The sequence below is a fragment of the Prevotella pectinovora genome (assembly GCF_041323955.1).
GTDB classification, from domain to species: Bacteria; Bacteroidota; Bacteroidia; order Bacteroidales; family Bacteroidaceae; genus Prevotella; species Prevotella pectinovora.
In genome coordinates, this window is sequence record NZ_JBGLIV010000001.1 from 2,361,728 (window position 1) to 2,379,473 (window position 17,746).

Below are 17,746 nucleotides of genomic sequence, written 5' to 3' on the forward strand. Positions count from 1 at the left end.
GTCAGACTGCATCACCCTTCACCTCCTTAATCTGCCTGAGGAGTCGGTTCATGCGCTTGAGGTTCTGGTAATAGTTGATGAAACCGAAAGTGAAACCGATTATCACTCCTATTATGCCGCCCCATACCGAACCGCGCACCAGCTCTGACTCATAGCCCCTTGTGAGATAATAGAAGAAGAAGAATATCCACACGAGCAGCAACGGGATGGCATAGAGGAACCATTTCAGTTCGAAACGCTTGTATTTCACGATGCCCAGCGCCACCTCGGTGAGATTGCCAGAAATCATGTCGGCTGAAGCATAGCGCCTGAGCGAATACACCGAAGCCACGAGCGCCGAGAGGAGAAACAACACGGTGAACACCAAATACCATGTGGGCATTCCGATGAGCGGCAGCAGCACCACCTGCAGCGGAATAGCCACCACCTCGAGCACGATGGCGAAGATAAGGTCCTTGCGCACCTTGTTGTAGTCGCCCTTCATCGCCCGGCGCGCCATCTTCTCGTTTACTATCTGCTGGTCTTTGAGCATCGACTTGAGTTCGCCGAACTGTGAGCGCATCTCGTCGAGTTCCATCAAAATATCTTTTTCCATTTATAGCCTCCTGAATAAGTTAATCGTTAGACATTTTTTTGAGCTGTTCACGAATACGCACCAGTCTCACCGACACGTTTGCCGTGGATATTCCGAGCATCTTGCCGATTTCATCATAACTGATGTTCTCGAGCCACAGCAACACGATGGCACGGTCGAACGGCTGCAGCTTGCTGATGCGCCTGTGGAGCATGCCAACCTGCGTAGTACGCTCGTCGGAGGGTTCAAAGGGGTCGACGTCCATCGTCAGCCTCACCGTGGGACGGCTTTTCTTCTTTCGTCCCATAGAGATGCAGGTGTTCAGAGCCACCCTGTAGACCCAGCCTCTCACATTGCCGTCGCGCTTCATCTGCGGCATGCCCTTCCAGAGATTTATCAGCGTCTCCTGATAGAGGTCTGCCACCTCGTCCTGGTCTTTGGAAAACATATAGCACACGGTGTAGATCGTGTCCTTGTTTTCTCGTGCCAGTTTTTCGAATTCATCTTTCCTTACATCCATCGCAATACTGTTTTATCGGAATATCTACTCTTAATACGCAGGAGTGGCGCGATTCACTACGCCAGGGGTGCGTGTTTTTTCTTTTTTTCCCTTTTTCCTTATATGTCCAACTTTCAGAGAGGCCGTGTGTCGTCTCATCTGTTGCTGAATGTCTGTGTCATCATAAGCCCCAACCGGCATAATCACCGATTGGGGCTATAATAGTCGCCGGTAGACCGTCGTTACAGATATTCCTCGCCGTGGTCCATCCTCACCTCGTTGATGTATTTGCGCACGAGGGCTGACGAGTCTTCTTTCTTGCAGACAAGGAGCACGTTGCCCTTCTCTGCCACGATATAACCGTCGAGACCGTTGAGCACCGCCACATGGTCGTCGGGCATCTTCACGATGTTGCCATGGCAGTTGTCGAGTTTCACCTTGTTGCCTATCACCACATTGTCGCCCATACACTTGCTCATCGTTTCATACATGGAATGCCAGGTGCCGAGGTCCGCCCAGCCGAAAGAGGCGTTCTTGACATACACATTGATGCCCTTTTCCAGCACGGCAGAGTCTACCGAGAGGTTGGGGTAAGCCGAATAGCGCTTGGCGATGTGTGCCTGTTCTGCCTCAAGGGAATATACCGACGCCGAATCGATGACGCTCAGCACTGGCGGAAACAAGGCTTTCAGGCTGTTGCGCATCGTGGAGCAGCGGGCAATGAAGAGTCCGGTGTTCCAATAGAACTCGCCGCTGTTCATGAACATCTCGGCAAATTCCCTCTCCGGCTTCTCCGTGTAGCTCTTCACCTTGTATATGCCGCTGGCATCGGCTTCGCCTTCAAACTGAATGTATCCATATCCCGGCTCCGGACGTGTGGGTTTCACCCCTATGGCGAGCAGACCGTCATGGGCACCCACCCAGTCGAGACCATCGCAGACATCACGCCTGAAGGCATCGGCATCCATCACCATCTGGTCTGCCGGCACCGTGACGATCCTTGCCTTCTCATTGCGGTGGAGGATGCGGTAGGTGGCCCACTCCACACTGGGAGCGGTGTTGCGGCTGACGGGTTCGAGCAGCACATTCTCTTCGGGCAGCTCGGGAAGCTGCTCGCTCACGAAATGTCCATACTCCTCATTGGTTGTCACGAGGATATTCTCAGGAGCGATGATATTCTTCATCCTGTCGAAGGTCTGCTGCAGGAGCGTACGTCCGGTGGAGAAGAAGTCGAGGAATTGCTTCGGAGCGTTCTCACGGCTTGCCGGCCAGAGCCTTCTGCCCTTTCCGCCGGCAAGTATCACGCAGTAGTTATCGTTGTTGTAATTCATATCGCATTAAATTCAATGAATGGTTTTTATCTTTATTACGCACTAAGTTACTCATTATTGTAGAGTCCCACAACATTTTATGTTTTTTTCTCTTTTATTCGAAGTGCTTAGTAATGTTCAAAAACAATTTGGACATTACTTAAAAAGAAAAATCCGCAAAAGTTTGCGTATTGCAACAAAATGTATTACCTTTGCACCGCATTTAAGCCCAGATGGCGGAATCGGTAGACGCGCTGGTCTCAAACACCAGTGGGGCAACCCGTGCCGGTTCGACCCCGGCTCTGGGTACGAGTTTAACTTGATAGTAATCGCTAAACCCTTAAAAATAAGAGGTTTAGCGATTTTTCTTTCCCAAAATTTCCCCACATCTTCCCCACATCTGCAAGAGTTTGTGCAAAGTGAGCCCCATTTTCCCCACCAGAAAAACACGAATTTGGGATGAATCGTAGATCTATTCCGGAATGAAGAGTGTATTGCAGGAAGTCAATAAATGTCTTTAATCGTCAATCAATACGATTAAACAATCTATATTTCGGCAGTTAGAACTGCCAAATTAGGATTCTAATCATTTCGACGAACGAATTTTACTTGCATCCTCCGCCTTCGTAGGGAGTGACAAGTCGATATTGCACTCAAAGATTGGTCAAGGCCTCTCTGCCTTTGTTGGTTAAGTAGTAGGACTGCATCGGATGATGCGGTGTTTCTGGGTATAGCATGGCTATATATCCAGTCTCTATGTTAGGAGTAATATATGTGGAAACGAACCCCTTCCTATCCTTACGCTGCATCGCTTCCATAAGAACTTTCAGGCTAGCACCATTTTCTCCTATTGCAGATAATAATGTTCTCAACCGTTTCAACTTAGCCGCCTCTCGCTTGGAGGTTGAGGGGGTTGTGGGGGTTGAGGGGTTTTTATCTTGTGGGGTTGTGGGGGTTGAGGGGCTGTATGCTTGTATGGCTGTCCTTCTAAACGTAACCCAAACAAAAGATGCATTCTGATTATATTCAGGTTCAGGAAGGTTAGCCTCTCGACAAGCATCCATGATTCGACCAACACCACTACCCCAATTCTCCAAGAATGTTGTCTTGAAGAGTACATCGGCAATGGTTGGGTTCTGTGGGAAGGAATGATGTGACTGTTTGATGGTCTCAGTAGTCAGTTCCTCTGGCAGATGACCAGAGTTCTCAATCTCGATACGGTCATCGTATATGGCAATACCAACAGAACTACTTGTATTGTGGAAAAATCGATGGCAAAGAGCATTTGTCAGTGCTTCTCTCAAGGCTTCAGCAGGAACTTCCAACTTCTCTTCTCTCGTAAAGCCAACAATCTTACCGCTAATAGAAAGATGCTTGAAGAAGAATGCCATGCCAGCATCTAATAGCGTGAAGAAGTTTCCATAGGCACGTTGATTGTCGAAAAACTCATTCTTATCCGTGCCACGGAAACGAGCCATACGGAGCAGGAACTGAGGGAACTGGCTGGTGTCATGCAGGAACAAGGCGGCAGCAGCATTCTTCAGTTTCCCATCTTGAGTGGTCAGTTTCAATTTCTTGACAAGGCTTTCTGTTGTTTCCATCAATGAAGACTCTGGCATTCGGCCACGTTCAACGCCAAGACGCACTCCACCTCTAATACGTTGCTCCTCCAAGTCTGCAATGGTGATGCCTTCGCATACTTGGTCTTCCCATTTGTATCGGTTGTTCTTGCTCCGCATCAGTCTATCTTCAAACATGTCACGAGGCATAACAACGGTTGTACTTTCTATCCGAATGTAGGGTTTGCTATCGTAAGTATAGGGAGCATTCCAATAGCCAGCTGCATTCACATGAATGGCAATGACTTGATGACCTGGACGATCTGGCACATCAATGTATTCTACCGGCAGGTCTATCAGCGGTTCCAGTTTGGCAATCTCTCTGGCAATCTCCTTTCGTGTATTATCTGTCACCTCCTGACCGAGAATCTTCAAGGTTGTTGGGGTAATGCCGAAAAACAGCCAGCCGCCAGCAGTATTGAGGAAAGCACAAACAGAACGCATACCATCCTTCAACTCGCCCGTTGTCTTCTTCAGTTCCAACGTGCGAGTCTCATCACCATGAATCAATGCTTGTATGTTTTCTATTGTCATACTGACTTACCCTAAAAAACTTGACACTTTTGGATGCCTAAAACAAAAGTGTATGAGAACAAAAGTAAAACGTGAAAGAGATCGTGTCCTAAATGAAGCGACAGGTCAGTATGAATGGGTATGGGTAGAATCCACTCGCTACATTCATGATGAAGAAGATCGAGTACTTGCTGCACTTGATTTCCTTAAAGGCGAGAATACGCCTGAGGAATTAGTTGAGAAACATCATATTTCCAACATTCAGGTGCTGTTTTCTTGGGTAGGTCGTTATCTTTCTGAAAATCGTTTAGTATCTTTGCAGGAGAACAACGATGACACTATGGCAAACAAAAGTAAAGACGAGCAGATCAGAGAATTGAAAGCAGAGCTCAAGAAAGCAAGAAAAGAGGCAGAACTAGAGAAACTACGTGCCCATGCCTACGACACAATGATTAACCTTGCAGAAGAACGATTCAATATTCCAATAAGAAAAAAATCTGGCACCAAACAGTAAGTCTGCTCCGCGAAGAGTCTTCACCAGCATCGATGAATACCCTTTGCAGGCTGTTTGGTTATAGCAGACAGTCGTTCTACAACCGTGAAGATCCAGACAATGACTTTGTCGATAATGCCTTAGAAACCATGATAGTGGAGAAGGCCAGAGAATACCGTAAGGATAACCCTGGACTTGGTTGTGCCAAACTATACCTCATCGTCAAACGCTTGTTTGAATCCACTGATCGTATGCCTGGACGAGATGCGTTCATAGAATTGCTCCGTGCCAATGGATTGATGGTGCAGTTGAAAAGACGTCGTCACTACAAGACAACTGACTCCAGTCATCATTACCACAAGTATGACAACTTGATAAAGGATGTGGTTCCCATGCGACCTAACGAAATATGGGTCAGTGACATAACGTACATAGAAACAACTGAGGGTGTGTGTTACTTGTCGCTTATCACGGATGCCTATTCTCATAAGATTGTGGGATGGGCAGTAGGACCGACCTTGGAAACCATATACCCATTGGAGGCACTGCGTATGGCACTGGCAACAATTGACGATGAAACAGCATCCCGTCTCATCCATCATTCTGATAGAGGAAGCCAGTACTGTAGTGCTGCATACGTTAAGGAGCTAAAGGCACATAATATAATGATAAGCATGACCCAAAGCGGTGATCCTCTCGAAAATGCCATTGCAGAACGCGCCAATGGCATCATCAAAACAGAATGGCTCTACAAGATGAGCATACCGTCAATAGAGAATTGTAAGGAAGAACTGACTCGTATCATACGTTTCTATAATACAGAACGTCCGCATATGAGCATTGGATACAAGACTCCCGAAACGGTACATACAGAAGTTGGAGAACAAAAAAGGTGTTGGTGCAATCCATGGAACAGACCTGCTGCCACAGGCAGCTGATAGGTTTTTCTTAGCCATACAGCATCTCCTAAAATAATGGGCGCTGCCCCGAAAGACAACGCCCATACCACTATTTCAGTGTGATGCAGAAACCTATTGCTGGCGAGTTGCTCCTCAGCAGAGCTCGCTTCCTCTTCGGCTTCTGACAGCAAAATTACGAAATATTTTTATTTCTTGCACTAATCAAAGGAATAATCATTAACTTTGCAATTGGAATGCGAGAAGGTAGTAAAGCAAATCAGTTTACTGATGAAATCTTGTAAAACAAATCAGTTCAACTAACAGAACTTGTAAAGTAAAACAGAGAACTGAATAAAAGTAGTAAACCTAATTAGTTAATCGCATCCAATTCTGTCAACTAATTTTAGGAATAGTCAAATAATGCCTTTTAACCCAGTTTATGCTACAAAATCATTATTTTATAAAAATAAATCAGTAAATTTGTCCCAGAATTTAATAAGTTAAAGAATGGAGAATTTGAATCGACTAAAAGCGGTACTCGCTGATTCTGGCAAGACGAACAAGTGGCTGGCCGAGCAACTTGGCAAAGATCCAGTGACCATTAGCAAATGGTGTACAAATACGACTCAGCCAGATTTACTTACATTGTCTAAAATATCAGAATTGTTACACGTTAATATTAGAGAAATATTAGTGGACCAAATTTTCTAAGTATATTTTGTTATTATGAGTACAATTTCCGAACACATATTCAGTCTATACAATCAACTGAAAGATAATGAGAGTCAGCACATTGATGATTATGTTATTGATGAAGCGGTGTCTGTTGTTAAAAACACCGAACTTACGGACTCTTATTCGCTTTTCTATATCCTTGCAGCTGTAAATCTTCTAAACACAGCTATAAAAGTAGAACGGTATAAATCCCAACTGTTTTATGGATTTATCAAGTCAAAAATTAGTAAACTAGCAGACATCTCCCTTGTTAATCCGGAAAAGTTTGAAGCTGTTGCCATTTATTACGATAATAATCAGAAATGCATTTATTTTGACGTTTATGGAGTAATATTCAGTTTTCATCAGATTCAGGAGTCGAAATATATAAAGAATATAGCTTCTAACAATGAACCTATCATTTGGGCTGGCATTAGACTTCAAAGGATTGCTCAAAGCGTTTTTACATATGCAAAAGAAATATATGAAAGATATAGTAATAAGGATAATTTGCTTGGACAAGAGTATTTAATCGGCAATGTGGGGTCCAAAACGCTTTTAAGTGCAAAGAGAAATCTATTTCCATGTCCTGATTGTCAGCATTTAATATCCCCTTCAGCTATCTTTTGCCCTAATTGTGGATGTACACAGATAAAAGATAATGATATAGCTGAAGGGGTCGTTTTAGGAGACGCTGTTCAAGTTATGTGTGACGGGACAGAGCACTCTGGGATAGTTAGCAACGTAGGCAAACTTTATTTGGAGATTTCATCTGGAAGCGAAAGGTTAAGAATAAGATATGACGCAATTAGAAGCTTAAAGATTCTTGAAGTTGACTCTACCAGCCTGCAACACGACTCATCAGCAGAATCTTTCATACAACAAATCAAAACCAATTTAAAGAATATTTTTGATATTGAGGGCATAAATGAAACAAGTGCTATTTCAACAAATGCAACCATTACTAAAGGCGGAACGGGCCCATTTATGGTAATTACAGACGAAGGAAAAACAATAACATGTACTAAACAAGGATGTGTCATATGGGGCAACAAGAAGGCATTTTTGAATGACAACATAATAGGGAAACGAGTATTTTGTGGCAGTTTGTCACCTGATGGAATCTGCAGATGTTCCATTGTAGAGATGACATACGACGCCATATTGAGGCAAGTAGAAAAGGGGGTTACAAAGAAAGGTTCCAAAGCACGAACGATTCTATTTGCAGTCATTTCATACCTAAACCATTTTGTAAGCAAGCCTAAGGCATATTTAGAACTCAAGGAATTTGAAAAGAATGCCGAATTTTTCTTTGGAAAGTTTGATGTAATTATTAATAAACCTGACGAGAGGGATGATAAAGAGATCAATAATGAAGATGGAGAAAATGCCAGAAATAAATCAGTAGCCTTATTTAAAACTGAAACTGAACAGCTTCTTGCTACATCAGGGTGGTCGCCACAGCTGAAGATTATAGGGAAAATAGATATTGACCCTATCTCTGGAAGAATAAAGAATCGAAGTGATATTACTTCGTTAAGAAATGACACTTTTGAGAAGCCATCTATTTTGACATCTACAGATACATTAGATTTTTTGAATAAAAAATTAAAAAATCTTTCGGAGTCAAGGTGTAAAGCTTTGGAAAAAGAGTTAGACTCATTAATTAGAAATGGCAAGAAGGAAGAATGCCTCAAAAGGTCCTATGATATAATCAGCACAAGTCGACCTACGCCCAAATATTTAAAAAGCTATTTGGACCGAATAGTTAATACAGAAATCGCATTGGATCATGTTAGTGAGGCAATCCGTTCTCTGGCCTTCCTTATTGCTGTTACAGAACAGCAAGACGGTTTAAATGCGAATAGTCTTGGCCATTTATATTCAACTATGGCAAGATTGTATTTGAAAGAAGAAAATAAAGATGAGGCTTTAAAGGCTATTTTATATGCAGAGAAGTTAAGACCGGACAACAACGCCATTAAGAAGCTGAAGGAGTCAATAATGAATTTGGGAGCAGATGAAAACGAGAAAAAGCCGGGAGAAATTAATAGTTTTATTGACTCTCTTTCTCGCGATATTGTTGATGAAAACATAAGCAAAATGCTTCTTCAGGATGTTGAACAAGAAGCTCATCGTCAAGAATTGTTGCCAAGTAGTGAAATAGTGCCTGCAGAACAATTGTTTGGAAAAGCACAGAACAATAGAAACAGCCTGTCAGACACTTACGATGACAAGGCATATTCTTTTTTGGAAGCTGCTGCAGCATATTATAACAATAAGCAAACGGATACTGTCATGTTCAAAATTTCAATTGCAAATTATGCGCGATTTAAAGGACATGGTATGTTTACTCGTTTCTCAAATCATTTAAAAGCGAACTCCTATAGCCTTAATGAATTGCAGGCTTTCCGCGATAGTGCTTGTAGTTATTACATAGAGGCCTTGGGTATTTTTAATACATTGGGGGAGAAGAACCATCTACAAGAACTGTTATTAAAATATCTTCAACTGCATTTTGTTGTTTCGCAATTGGAAGGTGGTAAAACGCCAGATCCAGAGTGGGATTCATGTACACTGAAACAACTTCAGCAAGATTGTTTAAATAATGATAGTACCGAAAATTTTAGAACGTTATTATCGGCTTACATAACAGTAGGTGCTGCTGCAGAAGGAGCTTGGGGTACATTAGCGAGCGATGCAGATGGTACAGGGGTTTTCACTGGTAAGTGTAAAACAATGGAATTTAGGCGCAAGGCTTTTAATTTGTTTAATGAAATCGAACATTCGACGATTGAAAACAATTCTTCTGTAAGTTTTAATTCATTTGTCAAACAAATTTTTTCTCATCGAAAAACAAGAATTAAAGAACTCCAATTATTCTTGGACAACTGCCTTTCATGGGGATTCAGCACGTTTGACATTTCTACATTTGAAACGAAATGGAGTAAAGTTGCTGAATTTGAAGAATTAATGACATCAACAGATAGAATTGTAATGAAATCTATAAAAGAAGTCATTGAAGTTTTGAAGCCTTATGCTGGAATACTAAGAGAAAATGAAAGGACAAAATTCCTTGTCCGTTCTCAGCAAATCTTGTTGGGAGCACAGAAAATGGTCACTGAGACAGCGACGTTTTATGGAAGGACATTCTTCTCTCATCTAATATCTGCGTGGTTAAAAGAAATTGCTCAACTATTGGAAGAACGATATGTTAGCACGTATCCCAAGTTGGAGATAACACCAGACCCCTGCTATATAAAAGAGAATGAAGATGGTTATGGAGTCATTGACTTCTTGGTAACCAATATAGGTGATTCAACGGCTCAATCTTTTACAGTAAGAGCAAGCATCAATGGTAAAGAATATACGATTAATCATAATGACGAACTTTCAGCAGGAGATTGCTGTGTTGAGAGTTTCGTATCTGCAGATTTTCTTAATGTAGAGTCTCTTGACGTGAATTTCAGCTTGACATCTAGATACGAAGGAAAAGAGTTACCATCAACAGAATCAGAAGCAACATATGAGGTTGAAAGTGGAGAAGTACTAACAGACGAGATTCAAATTCCATGGAAGATTTCTGACACGCCCAAAGAAAACATTTTTAAAGGGCGAGAAGAAAATCTCTCCACTTTAATTAACCATTATTTGTCGAAAGACAGGACACAAACATATATTCTATATGGCTTAACTCGGACAGGAAAGTCATCTATTCTTGACTATCTTTGTGAAAGAATCGATGGGCAACCACTACGTGAAGATTCTGAGAAAAAAATAAAGACATTCAAGTGGGACTTCTCAAAAATCTCGTTTAAGAATGCCTCTGTGGCTGATTTATGGATGAATCTTCTTGAAATAAATATTTATAACAAACTTCCAGAAGACATTCTTGATGTTGTTGATGGCTTCTTTCCTAATAGGAAATTACCAGAGACTCTATGTCAGTCTGACTTAGATATCATGGTTGGCGCATTAAATTCATGTGGGTTCATACCGTTAATTACTATAGATGAGTTCTCTAATATAAAGCCCATGTTAAAAGAAGGCTTGGTGGATGCAACCTTTATTTCTGAATTGAGAGATTTGGCATTAAAAGGAAAAGCTTGTTTCGTTTATGCAGGAACTTATGATATTAAAGAATTGCCAAAAGAAAAAGAATTTGGTATTGAAGGTCAAATGACCAATACCCTATCTATGCCTATTAATGAAATAAAACAAGTATATGCTGACGAGCTGATAGATGCCTGCGAATCCATTGTTTTTGTTGAAAAAGCAAAAGCATATATTCGTTCCTTGTCAGGTTGCGTTCCCTATTGGATTCAATGGATTTGTCTTGATTGTGGAAAATATGCAGTTGCTCATAAAAAGCGACATCTTGGATATAGAGATGTGGATCATGTTGTTAAAGTTCTAACAGGGGAAGAACAACCATCAAAGATGGACACATGGGAAGCTATGGATGAAACCAACTTTCATAACAACCAAATTTCGCCAAAAAATATCGCTGAGCATCAACTAATCTCTTGTATTTCATATCTTATCAGAGAGAGCACACAAATTGAAAGAGGAGTTAGTATGGATGAATTAACAAGGCTTTGGGACAAATACAATGTTCCATCTGATAAACGTTTAAATATGACACGAGCTCTTAAAAATCTGGAAGAAAAAAGAGTTGTTCGCCAGTTCACGGATGAAACACGTGAAGTTTATAGGTTGAATGTGGATCTTTTCCGACGCTGGTGGTATATGCATCATAGAGATTTAGCACTCGAATTTTCACTTTAAAAATACAAAGTATAATGGAACCGTTCATTGTTGGAGTTGACATCACAGATGTAAATAAACTGTATGGTCGTAAACGTCAAATAGACATTCTAACCTCATGTGCTAAGCGCAAAGGGAATGCAGGCATCATTGGTGCACGTCGATTTGGCAAAACATGCTTGTTGAAATCGTTAGAAAATTATCTAAGATTTAGCGACGAGTCCTGTGCTTATCCAGTATATTTCGATGTTAAAACTCAGACAGGGATAAAAAAAGGTTCTTCCGTTAAATGCGTAGACGCTTGTCGTGTAGAGCGTATAGCTTTAACGTGAAGAATTCATCATTTCTGAATCCATACATTTGTCTTTTCAGCACTTTAATCTTGTTGTTTATACCTTCAGTAGGGCCATTTGATATCGGGTAGTCATACCATGCAAGTATATATGGCTTGTAGGCCCGCAAGGTAGCAGCCATTTTGACCAATGGCTGTATTTTTGAATCCATGGCCTGCCGCACCCATTCGTTTAGCACCAATTCTGCATCATCCTTGTTGGTTTGGTTCCATATTTCCCTCAAGTCTTCTTTCAGGTAATATGCAATCATCAACGGTTCATTCAAGTTCAGCACATTGTCAAGTCTTGTCTTGTATTTTGCGTCAAAGATGTCGTTGCCGTTTCTCAGCAATATCCAGCGCGTGCCCTTGATTACCTTACGCTTGTTAACGTCTTTCTCAGCATGCCACAACTGGCGGCGCAACTGGTCTATCCTTTCATTCATGAGCTTTACCACATGAAAATGATCCACGACAAGAGAGGCATTGGGGAGATTTGCCGTTACCGCCCCCGTATAAGCAGACGACAAGTCTGTGCATACGGCTTTTATGTCATTCTTTCTGTCTCCGAGCTTGTTCCAGAATTCCTCAAGCGAAGCCTTGCCGTTACCGTCACCTACAAAGACAATCCGCCCGGTTTCCAAGTCTACGACTATCGTCTTGTAAACTTGTCCCTTGTGGGTAGCGAACTCGTCTATGGATATGTATCTGAGGTTTGAAAGGTCAGGGCTGCCATACTCCTTTTGCAGGAACTCCATCTGTATGTTCCGCACCATGTCCCAAGATACATCCAGGAACCATGCAATGTCCTGTATAGTTGCAAAGCGCGACAAGTCTATAACCATATTGGCGAAAGCGGTCGTATGCCTGCGCTTGCCTTTTGCGAAATCGACATCCTCGTTCTTTATGCAGCCACAATCAGAACATTTGACACGTTGGATCTTCATCTCGACGAAAGTCTTTGAACAACCTATCGGCACGCTCACAAAGCGTCTGGCCGTGAAACCATTACGGACTACATTATGGCTTCCACACTCCGGACAGCAAAGTTTGTCTGATGGAGTTTGGATATTCAAAACTATTTTATTACTTTCGCAACGCATATCCAAACATTCTTGCAAGGATATGCCAAAAGCTTTATGCATTATGCTGGCATTCATTTATCATTGAGTTTGGTCACTACAAAGATAGATGATGCCAGCTTTATTTTTATCATAATATAAAATTTTTTTTTCTATCTATGCATTTAACGGAAGAACCTAAAAAAAGACACCCCTGCTGTTTATAGATCCATGGCAGCCTTGCTGGCATCAAAAATGTGTGATGACGGGCTGTTACAAGAAGGTGATTTCAAGATATCGCGTCGATGCACTCTGGATGTTTCAGATGACAAATTGGACATGCTCGTACAAATGAAAGACTGGAATCCAGAATATCAGAAAGAAGTGCTTTTCTTCCTTGCCGATAAAGTAGCTGAGTCAGGTAAATATGTGCTCCTTTTATTAGATGAAATAGATTATCTATTACTTGAGGCGTTGGAAAGTCCTTCTGATTTTTCTAGGATTAGAGGGGCTGCAACAGAAAAAAGCTGTAATCTCAAATTTTGGGTTGCTGGGACATCAACATGGAGTTCCATATGTACAACTATCGGTTCACCTGAATTAAATTGTGGTTTGGAGAATGTTTCTTTACCACCGTTGACTAAAGATGATTTTGAAGAGATGTGGAAACAAGAATGTTCTCTCTTCGATGATGAGGAACAAAGGGGGAAATTTCTTTCAATTGGAGAAACCATATACAGACATACAGGTGGTATTCCATATTATGCAAAGTTTGTAGGTTCACACATGATTAATAATGGAACGATTGAGATTCCTGATTATCAAATAATTCGTGATTATTTAGCAGAAATTGTAAACAATCGCTTTACATCCGATGTGGAGCGCTCAGTTTTATTCTTACTCTCTAGTGGAGAAAAAACGTTTGAGGATACCATACCTGATGGTGTTAGTGGATTATTATCAAAGGGGCTTATAAAAGTTGACGGCAATGTATACAGTATAGGTATAGGCTATTTACTCGATTACTTAACAGCTCGTAAACAAGACACTTCTGTCTCTGATGATGCAATAGATATTGAAAAGAAAGAACGAGATTCTTTAGTAGATGAGATTGCGCGATTGCGCGATTGCGCCAATAATTCATATGCTACAAATAAGCCATTCATTGCAACAACAAAAGACACATCGTATTTTAATGTCATGAAGAAACCTTGCCTAGACGAAGGGGCTTTGACTGCCTTTGCAACATCTGTTTGTATTCTTTATTATGAAGGTAGCGAAACTGGCAAACGCCTTCCTTCTGACTTTTATACGCATGAATTCTGCTACATGATACGAGCATTGCGTAACAAATATGATCATAGTGACCATAGCTATGAGGCAAGGCAAATGGACGATGACAAGCTTTTTCTCATTGTAAACGACGGAATTGTACCTTTTACTTTAGAGCATTATAAGAGCATTCAATCAAAAGTGCTTAATTATTTTCGTGATGAACTACTATTGATGATAGAAAGAGCACCCCAAAAGAAAAAAAATATAAAAAAAAGCAACCAAGTATCGGTACCATCTTGTTCGAAAAATCTAGAAAATGGGAAATATTATGAAGGAGTTGTGGTTGAGGTGAACAATCAATATGGAACATTTTTGAATGTTAAATGCAATTTGTATCCTTACCCACTTCAAGTCAAATCTAAGCGTGGGGAAATCTTTGAAAATGATAAGGTCTCTTTTAAGGCCGTGAGTGAACCTAATTGGGCAGATCCTAACAAATTGTTTTGGAAAGCTGACGATGTCCATCGAACTGAATAAAGGCTATGATACGCAAGAATCTCTTTGATGGCGATTGTGATTTTGCTGCTTTTGCACAAATAGCATATAAATTACTCATGACACGTGAATGGGTAACATATAAATCCATAATGGATATTTGTTACCCAAAAGATAAACAATTTACCGTTTCTTCAGGAACAGGATATGGAGAATTGAAGAAGGCATTTCCGGCAGTTAGAAAATCTATTCAAGAAAAACTTGGCACAGAATGCTTTGAAGAAGAAGGAAACAACAGAAACAAGCGATTTCGCTATATCGGAAATGATGATGACCCCTTAGCGGATATGCGTAATGCGAAAGTGATTAATGACTTGAGACAATATTGGAGGTTCTGTCAGGATTCTGCAGGTTTCTTTCCATCCTCTTGGCTTGAATACTTCTTCAAGGATAGCCGAGATTTATTAGAAATAAAGACTAAAAGGAAAAAGGGTGAACAAGTGTTGAGTGTGAGTATAGATAGGATGCTGACAAACATTGAGATTCTACCTTTTCTCTATGAAGCAATCGTCCGCAAGCAAGTGCTTTCTATTGTTTATAAACCATATAATGAGGAAAAACGTACACTTATTTTCCACCCCCGGAATACAATGGTAGGTGGAACCTTTTTGGACATGCGGAAGGCCATTCTCCAGAGAATGGTTACAATATTCCATTGGATCGTATTCAGGCCAAGCCATGTGTGAGACCAGGAATAGAGTATATTGCTGCGCCACCATTGTTTTACGAACATTTTTTCAAGGATATTGTCGGAGTTAGCCATACAAAAGATACCACAAAATATGATATGGTTTTACGCGCGCATACATATTATATGTATAAACTGACCGAAACGAAACCAATACATCTGTCACAGTCCATTGCCACTCCATGGGGTGACCATGAAGATGGAACCTATGGTGAGTTTTCTCTGAAAGTGGAGGTGAACAATGAGTTCTTTGGGCGAATTCTACAAATGGGGGCAGGACTTGAAATTGTATCACCAAAAGAGGTGAGAGATTTATTCAAACAACGAGTAAAAGATTTGGCAAAACTGTATGAATAGCACATCATTTGCGCCATAGTCTCTGTATACGAATGGTTCCAAATAGAACGGAACCAATGTATTGATAACCATTCTTCATAGCACGAAGAAAAGTCAATATCTTTGCAGCGTCAAAACATCGAAACTACCACGATGATTGGCGCTGCAAACTGTTGGTAGGAACAAAACGAAAAACTATGGAGAACAAGATGAACTTCAACTCCCCCAAGACCGGACTTTTGAAGCTCGGTTATGTGACGAACCTCAAAAGCTGCAAGGCAGAACTCAACGAGTTGCTCACCGATGAGAAACAAGTGAGCACGGCGGAACTCAACGCACTTGTTGATGGAGCAAGTATTGTGTACCTTAACAAGTATGGCTACGCTCAGAGTCGTTCAGGTGAGGACGTAACACGCAAGGATGCCGCCTACCTGTATTTTGAGACAGGGCTGGCAGACACTACAGGCAATCCCATTATCGGTTGGTTTGAGAAAAGAGGAAAAGAGCCTGTCTTCAAGGGCGTGTCATGGGGTTATAAGGCAACACTTGATGCGAAGATCCGAGCCAGCAGGATGTTCCACTGGGGAGACCTCTACTTCAAGAACGAGGAAGAAGGTCTTGCATTCCTTGAGGACATCGCCGCCAGCACTATTCCAGAGACGTGGTCGTTCAAAAACAAACCGTCTGCTGTCAACCATCCCATTCTGAAGTCGTACATTGAGAACACCTTCGAGGTCCTCAAGAAGGAGGCAGAAAGGGGGGCGAAGAACAAACTCGTGTATAGTCAGGATAGCAGGTTCCTCGTCTTCAACACCAATTTGCTGGACAAGTTTTTTCACGAAATTCTTATTGTGGTGGAGGTGCGTAAGCAAAAGGATGGAAGTGAACTGCTGATGAGTCCAAGGCGAGTGAGGAAAGAACTGGAGTTGCGCAAACTCGGGTTTGCAAAAGATGTTCACCCAGAGCAGCCGCACTTCTTTGAGAAAGTGGAGGAGGTGATATACCAGCCGACCTGGACAATAGACAAGGACTTCGACAAGTTCACCCACATCATCGAAGAACGTAGGCAGCGATTTCCGATAGAGATGCAGGCCGCTTCCTCTGACGAACTCGGTCGCAAATTGGATGATGCGATTACGTTCGCTGTTGCAATCGCTCAACGCAACTACAAGTTCATCGTGCCGATGTATCGCCCACAGACAGGGAAGATCCAACTGCTGATGCCCATTTACTTGAAAGGTACGTATAGCAGCAAGCCAGACTTTGCACTCATACTCACTCCTGACAAAGAGAACGAGTACTACACACCTGAAACGATCTTACCCCTGGATGCCGTGTATCAGAATGCGCGCTTGATTGCTAAGCCTGATGACACTTGGCTAAATCCTGACACCATCCTCTGATACTCAAATGATGTTCCCCTTGGGGTGGCAAATGGTTCCACCCTACAGGGAACCAATCATTCCGAAAAACTCTTTCGCTGGCAAGAAAACGATATGTATCTTTGCAGCGCAAAACAGAACAACAAACCCCAAAAATCGACAACTATGAAGAACAACAGCAACAACGAAAAGACCGTGATGAACAGCTCAAAGAAGGCAAACAAGAAGATGAGGCAGAGAGCTAATCAAAAGCGCATCCAGACAGAAGCCAATGCCCGACGCAAGGTGGCAAAGAGTTGGGAACTTGTGGCCAGAGGCGTCAAATATCGGAAGGCTGCGGCGAAAGAGTCCTGCGGCCGTTTGACTCAAATCTTGGAGGGAGAACTCTTTGACGGTATACTTCTCAACCTGAAAGGGCGTAACGGAATGAAATCGTATGCTTGTCAGAAACGCATTCTCCGCCGGATTGTTGAGAAGCGTCAGGCACAGTCAGCCCATCGTCGGGCTGGGAGGAGTGGCAACAGGTTTACAAAGCAATTGCAGCACTACTGCGCAAGCCAAAGTCTGGATTGCTTGAAGCGCTATCAGCTATGCGCTTAAAGTAAACAGGCATTGGTTTCCATTCTGCAAATGGTTCCAAGTCAGAGGGAACCAATGTCTTTGCCAAAAGATTCGATAAACAGAAAAATAGGTTGTAAATTTGCATCGCAATTCCGAGAGGGTTGGTTTC

General features: G+C 42.0%; 14 protein-coding genes and 1 tRNA gene. 10 read left to right on the forward strand and 5 right to left on the reverse strand.

Annotated elements, in window-relative coordinates; genetic code table 11:
• Nucleotide 1 precedes the first annotated feature (1 nt).
• The 3 genes from ACDC99_RS09265 to ACDC99_RS09275 all read right to left on the reverse strand — a co-directional run bounded on the left by ACDC99_RS09265 (nt 2) and on the right by ACDC99_RS09275 (nt 2,404).
• A complete protein-coding gene (locus tag ACDC99_RS09265; protein WP_044066152.1) occupies nt 2-595 on the reverse strand; it encodes a hypothetical protein in 594 nt (197 codons plus the stop codon).
• 19 nt (nt 596-614) lie between these two features.
• Nucleotides 615-1,094, reverse strand: a complete 480-nt coding sequence (locus ACDC99_RS09270; RefSeq protein WP_287074523.1) for an RNA polymerase sigma factor — start codon at nt 1,092-1,094, stop codon at nt 615-617.
• A gap of 221 nt (nt 1,095-1,315) precedes the next feature.
• A complete protein-coding gene (locus ACDC99_RS09275; protein WP_370756622.1) occupies nt 1,316-2,404 on the reverse strand; it encodes a mannose-1-phosphate guanylyltransferase in 1,089 nt (362 codons plus the stop codon).
• Nucleotides 2,405-2,610: 206 nt separating this feature from the next.
• Here ACDC99_RS09275 and ACDC99_RS09280 point away from each other — a divergent pair.
• Nucleotides 2,611-2,692: transfer RNA gene (locus ACDC99_RS09280), tRNA-Leu, on the forward strand.
• Between the two features lie 344 nt (nt 2,693-3,036).
• Here the strand turns inward: ACDC99_RS09280 and ACDC99_RS09285 are convergent.
• Nucleotides 3,037-4,536, reverse strand: a complete 1,500-nt coding sequence (locus ACDC99_RS09285) for an ATP-binding protein (protein ID WP_370756623.1) — start codon at nt 4,534-4,536, stop codon at nt 3,037-3,039.
• Between the two features lie 52 nt (nt 4,537-4,588).
• Between ACDC99_RS09285 and ACDC99_RS09290 the strand changes: the two genes are divergently transcribed.
• From ACDC99_RS09290 to ACDC99_RS09305, 4 genes are all read left to right on the forward strand, one after another.
• Nucleotides 4,589-5,029 carry a hypothetical protein gene (locus ACDC99_RS09290; protein ID WP_052484576.1) on the forward strand — a complete coding sequence of 147 codons (441 nt, stop codon included), beginning with the start codon at nt 4,589-4,591 and terminating at the stop codon, nt 5,027-5,029.
• Between the two features lie 32 nt (nt 5,030-5,061).
• The gene (locus ACDC99_RS09295) at nt 5,062-5,946 is read left to right on the forward strand and encodes an IS3 family transposase (protein WP_042517742.1); all 885 of its coding nucleotides are present in this window, start codon (nt 5,062-5,064) and stop codon (nt 5,944-5,946) included.
• Between the two features lie 468 nt (nt 5,947-6,414).
• Nucleotides 6,415-6,618, forward strand: coding sequence for a helix-turn-helix transcriptional regulator (locus tag ACDC99_RS09300; RefSeq protein WP_370756624.1), 204 nt, complete (start codon nt 6,415-6,417; stop codon nt 6,616-6,618).
• 15 nt (nt 6,619-6,633) lie between these two features.
• A complete protein-coding gene (locus ACDC99_RS09305; protein WP_370756625.1) occupies nt 6,634-11,409 on the forward strand; it encodes a hypothetical protein in 4,776 nt (1,591 codons plus the stop codon).
• 264 nt (nt 11,410-11,673) lie between these two features.
• Here ACDC99_RS09305 and ACDC99_RS09310 read toward each other — a convergent pair whose 3' ends face one another.
• Nucleotides 11,674-12,879, reverse strand: a complete 1,206-nt coding sequence (locus tag ACDC99_RS09310; protein WP_042517111.1) for an ISL3 family transposase — start codon at nt 12,877-12,879, stop codon at nt 11,674-11,676.
• Between the two features lie 252 nt (nt 12,880-13,131).
• Here ACDC99_RS09310 and ACDC99_RS09315 point away from each other — a divergent pair, with 252 nt between their 5' ends.
• The 5 genes from ACDC99_RS09315 to ACDC99_RS09335 all read left to right on the forward strand — a co-directional run bounded on the left by ACDC99_RS09315 (nt 13,132) and on the right by ACDC99_RS09335 (nt 17,616).
• Complete coding sequence (locus tag ACDC99_RS09315; protein ID WP_370756626.1) at nt 13,132-14,592, forward strand: hypothetical protein; 1,461 nt, start codon at nt 13,132-13,134, stop codon at nt 14,590-14,592.
• 5 nt (nt 14,593-14,597) lie between these two features.
• Entirely contained in the window at nt 14,598-15,296 is a 699-nt protein-coding gene (locus ACDC99_RS09320; protein ID WP_370756627.1) for a hypothetical protein, read from the forward strand.
• A complete protein-coding gene (locus ACDC99_RS09325; RefSeq protein WP_462686412.1) occupies nt 15,293-15,655 on the forward strand; it encodes a WCX domain-containing protein in 363 nt (120 codons plus the stop codon). Before ACDC99_RS09320 ends, ACDC99_RS09325 begins: the two co-directional genes overlap by 4 nt.
• 176 nt (nt 15,656-15,831) lie before the next feature.
• A complete protein-coding gene (locus tag ACDC99_RS09330) occupies nt 15,832-17,037 on the forward strand; it encodes a DUF3825 domain-containing protein (RefSeq protein ID WP_370756628.1) in 1,206 nt (401 codons plus the stop codon).
• Between the two features lie 144 nt (nt 17,038-17,181).
• The gene (locus ACDC99_RS09335; protein WP_370756629.1) at nt 17,182-17,616 is read left to right on the forward strand and encodes a hypothetical protein; all 435 of its coding nucleotides are present in this window, start codon (nt 17,182-17,184) and stop codon (nt 17,614-17,616) included.
• Nucleotides 17,617-17,746: the final 130 nt, after the last annotated feature.